A 13,555-nucleotide genomic window follows, 5' to 3' on the forward strand; every position below is an offset into this window, starting at 1 on the left:
TTCCGGCCAGAGGCGATCCACATCAACTTTCCCGGTTCGCCCCATTGTCAACAAGATGCGAGGCAAAAACGCCCCCGGTCACCGGGGGGCTAGCTCGGGAGCCGAACCTTTGAAAAGATTGGACGTCATCGATGGCATGCGAGGCTATTTCCTCGTCTTCATGCTGATCAACCATCTGGTCTTCGCCGGCGGGCTATGGCTCGTTCAAATCAATCACCGCAATCTTGCATTCGTGGAAGATGCCCAGGGATTCGTCTTTCTCTCCGGCCTGCTGACCGGCATGGTCTATGCGCGCAAGATGATGAAGGACGGGTATGCCGTCGGCCGCGACCGCATCTGGTCCCGCGCGCTTGAGCTTTATCGCTATGCGATGTGCATCGTGGTTGCCGTACTCGTATTGCAACTCGTGCTTCCCGGCGCCGCCGGCATCTGGCAGAACTGGCTCGGCGGCTCGCGCCTCCATGACGGAGAACGGCTTGCGGCCATCGGAACCTTCCTGTTCCAGCCGACCTTCATGGACATCTTGCCGCAATACATCATCTACATGGCCTTTGCGCCCATGGTGATCTGGCTCTGCATCACCGAACGCTGGGCAGCCGTTGCCATTGCCTCGCTGCTGCTCTGGCTTGCCGGTCAGCTCGGCCTGCAGCGCCTCATCACCTATCCGCTCAACGAATGGCTGGCCGGAGCGCCGGACAAGGAAGGCCTGCGCGCAAGCTTCAACCTTCTCGGCTGGCAGGTTGTCTTCTTCGCAGGCGTGATCGCCGGCAGTCTCACCTCGATGAAGCGTATCGAATGGAAGCGGGTCTTCAATCCCGAGGACACGTTCCTTGCAAGGATGGCACTGGCCATCTGCCTGTTCTTCCTGCCGCTGCGCGTCATGACCGCCCATGAACTGATGCCGGGCATGGTGCTGGAAAAATTCGGCATGATGGAAGTGCGCGCCGATTTCGGCCTCGTCTATCTCGTGAACTTCGCGGCGGTAGCCTATGGGCTGGCATGGCTGCTGATCGCCGGCCCGCGCCATCAGAGCCCGGTCATCCGCAAGATCGCCTCCGGACTGACGCGCCTCTTCTCGCTGAGCTTCCTGCAACTCCTCGGCCGCCATTCGCTGCAGATCTACGTCTGGCACGTCCTGATCGTCTATATTGTCTTCTATATCGACGGCCGCGTCGGGGAGCTCTCCCAGTTGACCAAGACCATCGTCGCCATCGGCTCGCTGGCGATCCTCAGCCTGCCCGCCATCTATCGCGAGCGCGAAAAGCTGTTCAGCCTGCCAACCACCCAGCCGGCCCGATAGAAACGAGCCGAAAGCACAAAGAGAAAGGGCGGGACCTGATGGCACCGCCCTTTCTGCATGATGTGGCTGTCGAAACGCTTACTTGCAGGCGCCGCAGAAGCGCTGAATGCGCTTGCAGGCTTCCTCGAGCAGTTCTTCCGAGGTCGCATAGGAAATGCGGAAGTTCGGGCCGAGACCGAAAGCCGAGCCGTGCACGACGGCGACGCCTTCGGATTCCAGCAGCTCGGACACGAAGTCTTCGTCCGTCTCGATGACCTTGCCCGACGGCGCGGTCTTGCCGATCAGGCCGGCGCAGGACGGATAGACGTAGAAGGCGCCTTCGGGCTTCGGGCATACGATGCCGTTCGCCTGGTTAAGCATCGATACGACGAGATCGCGGCGGGCTTCAAAGATGGCCTTGTTCTTCGCAACGAAATCCTGCGGGCCGTTCAGAGCCTCGACGGCTGCCCACTGAGCAATTGAGGACGCACCCGAGGTCTGCTGCCCCTGGATCATGTCCATGGCCTTGATGAGCTGCAGCGGGCCGGCAGCATAACCGATACGCCAACCGGTCATCGCATAGGCCTTGGAGACGCCGTTCATCGTCAACGTGCGGTCATAAAGCTTCGGCTCGACCTCGACCGGGGTCGCGAACTTGAAGTCGCCGAAGGTCAGATGCTCATACATATCGTCGGTCAGGATCCAGACATGCGGATGCTTGAGCAGGACATCGGTCAGCGCCTTGAGTTCGTCCGCGCTGTAGGCGGCCCCCGTCGGGTTGGACGGCGAGTTGAAGACGAACCACTTGGTCTTCGGCGTGATGACGCTTTCGAGTTCGGCAGCCGTCAGCTTGAAGTTGTTTTCCTGCTTCGTCGAAACGAAGACCGGGGTGCCGCCGCACAGCGCCACCATTTCCGGATAGGAAACCCAGTACGGTGCCGGGATGACGACTTCATCGCCCGGGTTAAGCGTTGCCATGAAGGCATTGAAAAGAATCTGCTTGCCGCCGGTGCCGACGATCGTCTGCTGCCAGTCGTAGTCCAGCCCGTTCTCGCGCTTGAACTTTGCGGCAATCGCCTTGCGCAGTTCCGGAATGCCCGAAACCGGTGTGTACTTCGTTTCGCCGCGGTTGATCGCGTCGATAGCGGCCTTCTTGACATTGTCGGGCGTATCGAAGTCCGGCTCACCTGCACCGAGGCCGATGACGTCACGTCCCTTTGCCTTCAGGTCGCGTGCTTTCTGCGACACTGCGATGGTTGCGGAAGGCTTTACACGGGAAAGAGCGTCGGCGAGAAATGCCATTGTGATTGTCCTGAAGCTGTTGAACGAAGGAACCTCGATCGGCCAAGGCCCCAGGTTCAAGTTCTATGGCGAAAGAGTCGCTGCGTTTCAAGCGGAAAGCGGCCAGCACGGCGTAAACCGCGACGTTTTCGCTTTTTAAGATTCTCTTAATATTCAGGTAAGTCTTGCAGGGTAGAATTCGCACCCACCGAGGGTTGAGAAGGAGAACGGAAGGAAGAATGGGTCAGACCAGCATCTACAGCCGTCTCGTGCATATGGCGGGCGCATGGTCGACCGCCTACGGCCCCTTCGTGCTGCGCTCGGCGCTGCAACCGATTTTCCGGCGCATTTCCGATGATGTTCTCGATGTCTATGCCTTCCAGGGCCTCGTGCGCGCCGAACGCAACGAAGAGCCCTATCCGCCATCGCAGTTCTTCCCGCTGGTCGAGTCGCAGGATCTTCCATCGGTCGACAGCCTGCTCAGAAGCATCCACATCCTCAATGTCGGCAGCCTGAACCGCGCCCGCGCCGGCGTTTTCGTCAGTTTCCAGCCACAACTCTACATCGATCCGTCAGCGATGCGTCTCGAACTCGATCGTATCCGCCTTGCCGGTCACGAGGTGGCCGTACAACCCGACAGGATCGTCTGCGATATCAATTCCAATACGGGCGATGGCAGACTGATCGCCAGCGCTATCCGGCAATTGCGACAGGCCGGCTTCCGCATATCCATTTCCAATTACGAGGCGAGCGAAACCAGTATCGAGGTCGTTCGCCTGCACAAGCCCGATTTCGTCCGCTTCGATGGCGATTGGGTGCGCGACTACATGCACAACTCCGCGGGCTTCGCCCTGCTGCGGGTCATCGTTCGCCAACTCAGGGATGACGGTATCGAGCCGATCTTCGAACGGCTGGAGGAGAACTGGCAGGTCGAGCTTTGCACCGATCTCGGCGTGACGCTGCTTCAGGGCTATGCGCTGGCCCGTCCCCAACTCGCCCCCGCCGACTTCAACGAGATGTTTCCCGAGGTGTCGTTCTCGCCGACTGGGGATCCCATCCCGGCTTCGGCAAGCAGTCCCCTGCCCAAACGCTCATCGATCGACGCGCCGGCTGTGGTCCTTCCTCAGCCGACGCGCCCGTCGCGCGTCTTCGGAAAACGCGGCAGCAATTCGTAAGCCGACGCTCCGGCTACGCTGTCCTCTCGCAAGCGGTTGAAAGATCACGATATCGCCACGATAAATACAGTGGCCTGCCGTAATTCGGTCTCCGGAAGGTCCATAACCGGGTCTTTCATTCCCTTCGTTGAACAATGTCGCTTCAGAAGGGCCGTCATGTTTCTGGACGAAGACAAGATCGTCGCACCCACCTTGCTCCAGCGTGTCCTTGACCGCACGCTGATGCAGCTTGTCGCCCTGCTTGCCTGCGCAGCACTTCTGATCGGTCTCGCCGTAACCGCCTGAAGCAGGCCGCCGGCTTTTCTCGCTCTCGTCTCTTCACATTTGCGCTAGCAAGCGCCGGTTCGGCGCTTTGGCAGGCAGAAATCCGGGAGACGGGGTTGTTTCGGGATAAGCCGGTTCCAAATTACCGGGAAGAGTTCAGCGGAGACTGACATATGCCCTTTGCCAGCCACCCCGGATCGTCGACCTTCGCAGGCGCGGCGGTCCTACTGACCACACTTCTTGCGACAGCCCCCTCTGCCGCGTCGGCAGCGGACCATTATCCCACACGGAACTTCGAAGTCGAGGTCACCGAAATCGCCGCCGGCCTGGAGCACCCATGGGCAGTCGAAGTGCTGCCGGATGGCGCCTATGTTGTCACCGAGCGCCCCGGGCGACTGCGCATCATCCGCGCCGGAGATGTGGGCAAGCCGATTGAGGGCCTCCCGAAACTCTTCGTCGGCGGTCAGGGCGGCCTTCTCGACGTCGCGCTGTCACCGGACTTTTCGACCAGCCGCAAGCTCTATTTCACCGCCTCCATTCCCGGCCCCGGCGGTCAGGGCACGGCGCTGTTTTCCGCAAACCTGGACAAGGACGAACGGAAGCTCGAAAATCTCACCCAACTTTTCGCCATGAACCGCTTCACCGGCACCGGCCAGCATTTCGGTTCGCGCATCGCCATCACCGGTGACGGCAATCTGTTCTTCGGCATCGGGGAACGGGGCGAGATGGACCGCGCGCAGGACCCGAACGATCACGCCGGTTCCATCCTTCATATCACGCAGGACGGCCGCCCCGGCCCTGGTAATCCCTTTGTCGAAAACGGCAAGGGCCTCCCGGAAATCTGGTCGAAGGGCCATCGCAATCCGCAGGGTATCGTCATCGACAAGAAGGACGGTACGCTCTACACGGTCGAACACGGCGCCCGCGGCGGCGACGAGATCAACGCGCCGAAGGCGGGGCATAACTACGGCTGGCCAATCATTTCCTACGGCAAGCACTATTCCGGGGCCGAAATCGGCGTCGGCCAGGCCGCGGAAGGATATGACCAGCCTCTTTATTATTGGGATCCATCCGTTGCCCCCGGCGCGATCGACATCTATCGCGGCGCAATGTTTCCGGAATGGGAAGGCAACTTCCTTGTCGCGGCGCTGAAATACGAGTTGCTCGCGCGCATCGAGCATGGCGAAGGCGGTGCCGTCGAAAACGAGGAACGGCTGTTCCAGGGCGAATACGGCCGCCTGCGGGATGTGAAGGTAGCGCCCGACGGCTCGATCCTTCTCCTGACCGACGAGGACGACGGCAAGCTGTTGCGTGTCACGCGCGCGCCCTGATCATCACCGAACTGCGGACATTCGACCCCGGCTTGCTGAACGCGGGCACACCTGTTAACCGGAGCCGTTCCCCGCTCGTCGAACTGCAATCCGGAAATCTCGCATGTCCCGCATCCAGGCCAACCTCGTCTTGCTGCTCGCTGCAGCTATCTGGGGCGGAGGTTTCATCGCCCAGTCGCAGGCCATGGAGTGGCTGGGGCCGAACTGGTTCAATGCGCTTCGCTTCGGGCTTGCCACCCTCGCCGTCCTGCCTTTTGCAATGCGGGAAGCCGCGAAGTCCCGGCAATCACTCACCCGCCGCGACTGGATGTGGTTCGTGTTCGTCGGTCTCTCGCTTCTTGCGGCACAGACCACCCAGCAGATGGGCATCCAGAACACGACCGTAACCAATGCCAGCTTCCTCACCGGCCTCTATGTCGTTCTCGTCCCGCTGATCGCCGTCTTCGTACTCTCGCGCCGGCCTCACTGGATTGTATGGCCGGCTGCCGCCCTGACCCTGTTCGGTATCCTTCTGTTGAGCGGCGGCTCCCTTTCCGCCCTCAATTCCGGCGATGCGCTGATCATCCTGTGCGCCGTCTTCATCGCGATCCAGATCACCTTGACGCCGATTGCCGTCGGCAACAGCGACCGGCCGCTGGCGCTCGCAGTTACCCAGTTTGCCGTCTGCGCCGCCGGTGCGGGTATGGGAGCCGTCGCGTTCGAGCCGATCGACCTCCAGTCGATCACCTCCGCGCTTCCGGAAATTCTTTATGGAGGGCTTCTGTCTTCCGGTCTGGCGTTTTCGCTTCAGATCATCGGCCAGCGCTACACGACAGCGTCCCAGGCGGCGATATTCCTCTCCGCCGAAGCACTGTTTGGGGCTCTTCTCGGCGCAATCATCCTGTCCGAGACCCTGCCGACGGTAGGTTATCTCGGCTGCGCGCTGATCTTCGCGGCCATATTGATGGTCGAACTTGTACCGGAACTGACACGTCGACGCCTCGCGGTAAGCTGATTTCACCCCCCATGTGAAAAAAATTCAATGCCACGTCTTTGGGCAATTTGAGAAAGCTTTTTCGCGAAATTGCATCGCACACAATGCAATTTGTGCCTGTGATAGGCAGAAACCGCACTAGAGGGCTCAAACTGCCTAAAGATTCCCTTTACAAAATCTTTATCGCAGGCAGAGGGTTAGAAAACTTTCGCTTGCCAATTTTTAATAAACCAAGCAATCTTCGGGCGTTCGGGCATTTTGGCGAGCATGGGAAGAGCAAAATAATAAACGCGAGCGGGGCGCAAAAAACCCCGGCAGTGAGATCCGAAGGCGAAGGGACAATAGCCGGGGGATCGAATGCTGCGGCAATATATGGCCGCTTTCCCCACATTTGAAGAAATGCCGGGCCAACACCCTGATGGGGTAATATTGTAATGCTGCCCCGCCGATACCGGGCAGACAGAAAAGGACCTGACGCATGGCCGAGACTGGCACTGTAAAATTCTTCAATACCGACAAGGGCTTCGGTTTTATCAAGCCCGACAATGGCGGCGCTGATATTTTCGTACACATTTCCGCTGTTCAGGCTTCCGGACTTTCGGGCCTCTCCGAAAACCAGAAGGTAAGCTTTGATACAGAACCGGACCGCCGCGGCAAGGGTCCGAAGGCCGTGAACCTGCAGATCGCAGGCTGACGCTTCGGAATTGCTTTGGCACTCGCGTTGCGGCCCGGCATAATTGCCGGGTTTTTTCGTTCAGGTCAGGTTCAGCCACCGGCCTCTATCCTGCCTTCATCATTTGTTAGCAAACAATGATGAGTGAATTCAGGCCACGGAAGGCAACGCCATGATGAAGTTCGCAAAATACACCCTGCTTTCGGCAGCGATCGCAGTAGCACCGTTTGTTGCTTCGACGTCGGCCAACGCAGACGAATACTATCGCCGCCATCACCACAACAACGGCGATGCAATCGCGCTGGGCGCCCTCGGGCTTGCCACCGGCGTGATTGTTGGCTCGGCCATCGCCAGCCAGCCGCGCGAGGTCTATGTCGAGCCGGAACCCGTCTATGTCGAACCCGAGCCGGTCTATGTTCGCCCTGCCCCGGCTTACGTCCGTCCGGCTCCCGCCTATGTCCGCCCTGCTCCGGTCTATGTCGATGACTATCCGCCGGCACCGCAGCGCGTCTATGGCGCAGCTGTCGAACCCTGGTCGCCGGAATGGTACGATTATTGCGCGACCCGCTACCGCAGCTTCAACTCCCGTACCGGCACTTATGTCGGTTACGACGGTCGCTCGCACTTCTGCACTTCGGGCTGACCTTTAAGAAATCGAATTGTCAAATGCGCCGGTCGTCGCCGGCGCATTTTTCGTTCTGGAGCACCTTGCTACTCATTCTCCGCGCGCAGATGCTCAGACGTCAGATCCCGCGCAGGAAGGGATTGTTGCGGCGCTCCTCACCGATCCGTCCGCCCGGACCGTGGCCGCAGATGAACCCTACATCGTCTCCAAGTGGCAGGACCTTGTCCCGGATCGAGTTCAGCAATGTCTGGTGATCGCCACCCGGCAGATCGGTGCGACCGATCGAACCGTTGAAGAGCACATCGCCGACATGAGCGAAATTCTGCACCCGGTTGAAATAGATCACATGTCCCGGCGCATGGCCCGGGCAGTGGAACACCTCGAATTCGTGTTCGCCGAAGGATACGCGGTCCCCCTCTTCCAGCCAGCGATCCGGCGTGACGTTGCGCACCGCCATCTGCACGTTGAACATCTTCGCCTGCTGCTCGATGTTCTGCAGCAGTTGCAGATCGTCCTTGTGCGGCCCGACGATCGACAGCCCAAGCGTCTCCTTCAACTCCTCGGCCCCGCCGGCATGATCGATATGGCCGTGGGTCAGCCAGATCTCCTTGAGCGTGATATCGTTTTCCCGCAGCGTCTGCAGGATGACGTCGACGTCACCGCCGGGATCGACGATCACTCCCTCCCGTGTCTCCGCATCAAAGAGGATCGTGCAGTTCTGCTGGAAGGGCGTCACCGGAATGATGCCGGCCTGCAATTGTCCCATGGTCTCTCGATCTCCATATCCGGTGTCGTGCAGGCGGCGGAATACCATGCCTGCGGAGCAAACGGAAACCCGAGCACGGCATCAGGAAACCGAACCTGTCGCCCGGTGTCTGCGGAAACTGTGCGATCCCTGTAATTTCGTTGGAGTTTTTCCTCGTCTGCGCATAGTTTTGCCGCAAAACCGGTGCCCGGCTTGAGCAGGCGCCGCCGAGACAAGAAAAATGAATTGCCCGACGCCGAAGCAGAAGCCTGCCGGCTGCCGGGCCGCATGAAAGGAAACACACGCGTGGCACGACAGTCTGTGGGTAGGGCTGCCAAGAAGGAACTTCCCGAAATGCCGGTCGTCGACGATAAGACGATCGATTTCGAAACCATTGAGCTTCTGTTCTTCGCCTATCGCGATTTCGTCTCCGACCCGGACGCGATTCTCGCCAAGATCGGCTATGGCCGCGCCCATCACCGCGTTGTCTATTTCGTCAGCCGCCGTCCCGGCATGACGGTCGCCGATCTTCTCGGCATATTGCAGATCACCAAGCAGAGCCTCGCCCGCGTTCTCAAGGAACTCATTGATTCCGGTTATATCCGCCAGATGGCCGGCCCCGCCGACCGCCGCCAGCGGCGACTTTATCCGACGCTTGCCGGCCGCGAACTGGCGCTTGCGCTCTCGGAGCCGCAATCCCAGCGGATCGCCCGGGCGCTGGAGGGCTTCACTCCGGAGATGAAGGAAGGCGTCTGCAAGTTCCTCGAAGGCATGAGCCGGTCCGCCAAGGACCAAGAAGCGGCAACCGACGGAGCCGGATGAGATGGCCAGGAAGATCTTCATTCCCGACGACGCCCCCCATCTCCTCGTCGTCGACGACGACACCCGTATCCGCGATCTGCTCCACCGTTACCTGAGCGAGCAGGGCTTCCGTATCACGGTTGCGGCGGATGCCGGCGAGGCCAGGCGCAAGCTCGAAGGACTGCATTTCGATCTTCTCGTCCTCGACGTGATGATGCCCGGAGAATCCGGCCTGTCGCTGACCCGAAGCCTTGCTGAACAGAAGCATGTTCCCGTCATCCTGCTGACAGCGCGCTCCGAGGCTGAATCGCGCATTGCCGGTCTTGAAGCCGGCGCCGACGACTATCTCGCCAAGCCCTTCGACCCACGCGAACTGGTGCTGCGCATCAACAACATCCTGAAGCGCAACCTTTCAGCGGATACACCGAAGATTGAGCAGGTCATGTTCGGCCCCTACACCTTCTCGATCCTTCGCAAGGAATTGAAGAAGGGCGCAGACGTCATAAGGTTGACCGATCGCGAGCAGGAAATCATGCTGCTGTTCTCCACGCGGGCCGGAGAAACCATCCCCCGCCACGAGTTGATCGGCAACGACACCGAGGTCGGCGAACGCACGATCGACGTGCAGATCAACCGGTTGCGCCGCAAGATCGAGGACGATCCGGCGAACCCGGTTTGGCTGCAGACCGTGCGCGGCATCGGCTATCGGTTGAGCATGGACTGACCGGCGACGGACGTTGCCGAACTGAAGCATGTCGCGCCAAAGTCCACGGCGGTTTTGCGGCAACGACATGCGAGAGAACAAGGACGAAGGCGTAAGGAGCGAATCTGAAAGATCGCGACACATTTTAGGGTCAAAACTCAATCAGGATAGGCGTTCTGTTGGTCAGGATGGGATTGAATGGAAGCGAACAAGCGCAGGTAAGGCCGGGTGGCCTTGCCGAGCATTGTTTGCGATCAGGCGGCCCATCCAGATCAACCCTTCGGCCACGCCGCATCTTGGGCCTGCGGGCGTCGTAAAGGTTTGAAAATGATCCGCATTTCCTGCACCGTCCCTCCTACTCAGGCCCAAGGTGCGACGCGCAGAATGCCTATCCTGATTGAGTTTTGACCCGAGGATCCGACGGAAGCGAAGGACAAATGACGCTCTTTGAAAGCATCCGCGGAGAGGATCGCACACCGGGCGGTGGCCTGAGGAGTGTTATCCGCTGGCTGCGCCACAGGCTGCCGACGGGTCTTTACGCCCGTGCGCTGCTGATCATCATCCTGCCCATGCTGATCCTGCAGACGGTTCTCGCATTCGTCTTCATGGAGCGCCACTGGCAGATGGTGACGCAGCGCCTGTCCGGCGCAGTGACCCGCGATATCGCCGCCATCATCTCGCTGATCGATGCCTATCCCGGGCCAGAGAATTTCCAGAACATCGTCAGGATCGCGCGCGACAACCTCGACATGACGATCTCGCTGGACGAGAGCCGCGAACTGCCGGCTCCCCGGCCCAAGCCCTTCTTCTCTATCCTCGACCAGACCTTGAGCGACCAGATCGAGAACCAGATCAAGCGTCCCTTCTGGATTGACACCATCGGCGATTCCCGCCTCGTCGAGATCCGCATCGCGCTCGATGATGGCGTGCTGCGCATCTTTGCCCGCCGCAATTCGGCCTATGCCTCGAACACCCACATCTTCCTCCTATGGATGGTCGGGACATCGCTGGTGCTGATCGTCATCTCCACCCTCTTCCTGCGGGGTCAGATCCGCCCGATCCTGACACTCGCCAAGGCCGCCGAGAGCTTTGGCAAGGGCCAGCGCGCACCGGAAGAATTCAGCCCGCGTGGAGCCGACGAAGTGCGACGCGCCGGCCTCGCCTTCATCCTGATGCGTGAGCGCATCGAACGACAGATGGAGCAGCGCACGGCCATGCTGACCGGTGTCAGCCACGACCTGCGCACCATCCTCACCCGCTTCAAGCTTCAGCTCGCACTGGCCGGCGACAACCCCGAACTCGACAACCTCAACCAGGATGTCGAGGACATGCAGACCATGCTGGAGGGATACATGGCCTTTGCTCGCGGAGAAGCGGAGGAAGACGTCGGCGAACTCAAGCTTAGCGAACTCTTCGAGAAGATCGAAGGCGACTTCACTCTTCACGGCAAGCAGTTCTCCTGCAAGATCGAGGGTGAGGACGAGATCGCAGTCCGCCCGGCAGCATTTACGAGGCTGGTCACCAATCTCGCTTCCAATGCCCGCCGCTATGCCGACCGGCTGGAGATCGAGGCCCGCCACAGCGCCAAGTGGCTGACCATCACCTTTGACGACAACGGTCCCGGCATCCCCCGAGACATGCGCGACGAGGTGTTCAAGCCCTTCTTCCGACTGGATGAAGCCCGAAACCTCGACGCCTCCGGCACCGGTCTCGGTCTGGCGATCGCCCGCGACATCGCCCGAAGCCACGGCGGCAATGTGACACTCAGCGACAGCCCTCTCGGCGGCCTGCGTGCGACCATCCGCGTTCCGGCATAATCACAGAAAAGGACAGATCTCATGACGGCAGGAAACTGGGACGGCATGAACTGGCTCAACCCTCCGCCCGTGCTGGAGCTCACCTCGGAGGCGCTGCATATCGCGACCGGAGACCACACCGACTTCTGGCAGCGGACCTATTACGGCTTCCAGCACGACAACGGTCACTTCCTGCACCGCCGTCGCGACGGCGAATTCACCATGGAAACCGCCTTCACAGGCTTCTACCAGACCCTCTACGATCAGGCCGGTCTGATGCTTCGCCACGACGAGAACAACTGGATGAAATGCGGGATCGAATACACCGACGGCCATCGCCATTTCAGCACCGTCGTAACGGTTGCCGGGCGTTCGGACTGGTCGGCCTTCGCACTACCGGATACGGATGGCCCGGTCGAGGCTCGTGTCACCCGGCTGGCGGATGCACTCTTCGTGCAATACCGGATCACTGAACTGGATGACTGGAAGATGGCGCGGCTCGGCTACTTTCCGCCCGAACTCGTGTCACTCGATGTCGGGATCACCGCCTGCTCGCCCCAGAGGGCAGGCTTCGAGGTGACGTTCCACCGCTTTATCCTCACGGATCCGCTCAGCCGCGAAATCCACTGAGTGCAGGCAATAGGCCCGAAAATCGGATTCGATTTTCGGGCCTATTCGAAATCTCAAGGATTTGGAGCGTTCTTCGCCCGCCAAAGGACACACGGTGCCCCGGCGCCTCACATCATCTTCATACCGTTGGGCACAGCCTGTTCGACAGCCGCCAGCACGATGGCGCCGTCCTTGTCGGCAAAACCAAGGGTCAGCACCTCCGAGCGGAACGGCCCGATCTGGCGCGGCGGGAAATTGACCACGGCGAGCACCTGACGTCCGAGGAGACTCTCGGGGGAGTAATGAATGGTGATCTGAGCGGATGACTTCTTGATGCCGATCTCCGGCCCGAAATCGATCTTCAGCTTGAATGCCGGCTTGCGAGCCTCGGGAAAAGTCTCAGCCTCCACGATGGTACCAACGCGGATGTCGACCTTCTCGAAATCGGCATAGGTGATCTCGGACGAAGCGGCGGATGAAACGGGAGCATTCATCCGGCCAGTTCCTCGGCGCGGCTGCGGGCAGCCTCGATTGCCTTGTCGAACAGCGGCTGCATCCCCTCTTCCGCCATCAGCACGGCGAGAGCGGCTGCAGTGGTACCGCCGGGAGAGGTAACATTCTGGCGCAGGCGCGCGGCGTCGTCGGGGGACTGGTGAAGCAGTTCGCCAGCCCCCGCGACAGTTTCCCGTGCGAGGCGCATGGCAAGGTCCGCCTGCAGGCCAGCCTTGCGGCCAGCCTCAGCCATGCACTCGACGAGATAGAACACATAGGCCGGGCCGCTGCCCGAAAGCGCGGTCACGGCATTGATGGCATCCTCGCTGTCGAGCCACTCGACCGGGCCGGAAACCTTCAGGAGACGATTGACTGTTTCGCGCTGCTGTTCCGTAACGGCAGCATTGGCGTAGGCACCCGTAACTCCACGGCCAATCATGGCAGGCGTATTCGGCATGGCGCGAACCATGGCTGCAGTGCCGAGATGGCTTTCCATGAAGGCGATCGTCTTGCCGGCGGCAACGGAGACCACCACGGTATCAGGCCCGACAAGCGCTTTCAGCGGAGGCAGAACCTTGTCCATCACCTGCGGCTTGACCGCAAGGAAAAGGATATCGGCCTTAAGATCGGCAGGCGCTTCCTTGGTATAAGTTGCGCCGGCTTCGGAGATCTGCGCCAGCATCGTCTGCGAGGGACCCGGATCGACAACGGTGACGGAGGAGCCCGGAACGCCGCTCTTCAACCAGCCGGTCAACATGGCGCCGCCCATATTGCCGGCACCGACGAGTACCAATTGTCCCATAGCAGA

15 protein-coding genes are annotated in these 13,555 nt (G+C 60.3%); 11 read left to right on the plus strand and 4 right to left on the minus strand.

What is annotated here, in order from left to right; all coding sequences use genetic code 11:
* The first annotated feature begins 109 nt into the window (after window positions 1-109).
* The gene (locus tag NBH21_RS08800; RefSeq protein WP_250915855.1) at window positions 110-1,300 is read left to right on the plus strand and encodes an OpgC family protein; all 1,191 of its coding nucleotides are present in this window, start codon (window positions 110-112) and stop codon (window positions 1,298-1,300) included.
* Window positions 1,301-1,378: 78 nt separating this feature from the next.
* Here NBH21_RS08800 and NBH21_RS08805 read toward each other — a convergent pair whose 3' ends face one another.
* Window positions 1,379-2,581: a pyridoxal phosphate-dependent aminotransferase gene (locus tag NBH21_RS08805; protein WP_250915854.1), complete on the minus strand. Its 1,203-nt coding sequence runs from the start codon at window positions 2,579-2,581 to the stop codon at window positions 1,379-1,381.
* 218 nt (window positions 2,582-2,799) lie between these two features.
* Between NBH21_RS08805 and NBH21_RS08810 the strand changes: the two genes are divergently transcribed.
* From NBH21_RS08810 to NBH21_RS08830, 6 genes are all read left to right on the plus strand, one after another.
* The gene (locus NBH21_RS08810; RefSeq protein ID WP_250915853.1) at window positions 2,800-3,735 is read left to right on the plus strand and encodes an EAL domain-containing protein; all 936 of its coding nucleotides are present in this window, start codon (window positions 2,800-2,802) and stop codon (window positions 3,733-3,735) included.
* A gap of 156 nt (window positions 3,736-3,891) precedes the next feature.
* Window positions 3,892-4,020, plus strand: coding sequence for a hypothetical protein (locus NBH21_RS26060; RefSeq protein ID WP_280924228.1), 129 nt, complete (start codon window positions 3,892-3,894; stop codon window positions 4,018-4,020).
* A 152-nt stretch (window positions 4,021-4,172) separates the two neighbouring features.
* Entirely contained in the window at window positions 4,173-5,330 is a 1,158-nt protein-coding gene (locus NBH21_RS08815) for a PQQ-dependent sugar dehydrogenase (protein ID WP_250915852.1), read from the plus strand.
* Window positions 5,331-5,433: 103 nt separating this feature from the next.
* Window positions 5,434-6,324: a DMT family transporter gene (locus NBH21_RS08820; protein ID WP_250915851.1), complete on the plus strand. Its 891-nt coding sequence runs from the start codon at window positions 5,434-5,436 to the stop codon at window positions 6,322-6,324.
* A gap of 457 nt (window positions 6,325-6,781) precedes the next feature.
* Window positions 6,782-6,997: a cold-shock protein gene (locus tag NBH21_RS08825; RefSeq protein WP_003494703.1), complete on the plus strand. Its 216-nt coding sequence runs from the start codon at window positions 6,782-6,784 to the stop codon at window positions 6,995-6,997.
* A 151-nt stretch (window positions 6,998-7,148) separates the two neighbouring features.
* Window positions 7,149-7,619 (plus strand): BA14K family protein, encoded by a 471-nt coding sequence (locus NBH21_RS08830; protein ID WP_250915850.1) that lies wholly within the window; start codon window positions 7,149-7,151, stop codon window positions 7,617-7,619.
* A gap of 100 nt (window positions 7,620-7,719) precedes the next feature.
* Here the strand turns inward: NBH21_RS08830 and NBH21_RS08835 are convergent, their stop codons facing one another.
* Window positions 7,720-8,367, minus strand: a complete 648-nt coding sequence (locus tag NBH21_RS08835; protein WP_250915849.1) for an MBL fold metallo-hydrolase — start codon at window positions 8,365-8,367, stop codon at window positions 7,720-7,722.
* Window positions 8,368-8,652: 285 nt separating this feature from the next.
* Between NBH21_RS08835 and NBH21_RS08840 the strand changes: the two genes are divergently transcribed.
* The 4 genes from NBH21_RS08840 (at window position 8,653) to NBH21_RS08855 (ending at window position 12,276) form a co-directional block, all read left to right on the plus strand.
* Window positions 8,653-9,168 carry a MarR family winged helix-turn-helix transcriptional regulator gene (locus NBH21_RS08840; protein ID WP_250915848.1) on the plus strand — a complete coding sequence of 172 codons (516 nt, stop codon included), beginning with the start codon at window positions 8,653-8,655 and terminating at the stop codon, window positions 9,166-9,168.
* A 1-nt stretch (window position 9,169) separates the two neighbouring features.
* On the plus strand, window positions 9,170-9,871 hold the full coding sequence (locus tag NBH21_RS08845) for a response regulator (protein WP_099058436.1): 702 nt from the start codon (window positions 9,170-9,172) through the stop codon (window positions 9,869-9,871).
* Window positions 9,872-10,287: 416 nt separating this feature from the next.
* The gene (locus NBH21_RS08850) at window positions 10,288-11,667 is read left to right on the plus strand and encodes an ATP-binding protein (RefSeq protein ID WP_250915847.1); all 1,380 of its coding nucleotides are present in this window, start codon (window positions 10,288-10,290) and stop codon (window positions 11,665-11,667) included.
* 21 nt (window positions 11,668-11,688) lie between these two features.
* The gene (locus NBH21_RS08855) at window positions 11,689-12,276 is read left to right on the plus strand and encodes a DUF1349 domain-containing protein (RefSeq protein ID WP_250915846.1); all 588 of its coding nucleotides are present in this window, start codon (window positions 11,689-11,691) and stop codon (window positions 12,274-12,276) included.
* A gap of 107 nt (window positions 12,277-12,383) precedes the next feature.
* Here the strand turns inward: NBH21_RS08855 and NBH21_RS08860 are convergent, their stop codons facing one another.
* Window positions 12,384-12,749, minus strand: a complete 366-nt coding sequence (locus NBH21_RS08860) for a tRNA-binding protein (protein WP_250915845.1) — start codon at window positions 12,747-12,749, stop codon at window positions 12,384-12,386.
* The gene (proC, locus tag NBH21_RS08865; RefSeq protein WP_250916409.1) at window positions 12,746-13,549 is read right to left on the minus strand and encodes a pyrroline-5-carboxylate reductase; all 804 of its coding nucleotides are present in this window, start codon (window positions 13,547-13,549) and stop codon (window positions 12,746-12,748) included. The genes NBH21_RS08860 and proC overlap by 4 nt, the downstream gene beginning before the upstream one ends.
* Between the last annotated feature and the right edge of the window lie 6 nt (window positions 13,550-13,555).

It is taken from the genome of Ciceribacter sichuanensis (assembly GCF_024055605.1).
GTDB classification, from domain to species: Bacteria; Pseudomonadota; Alphaproteobacteria; order Rhizobiales; family Rhizobiaceae; genus Allorhizobium; species Allorhizobium sichuanense.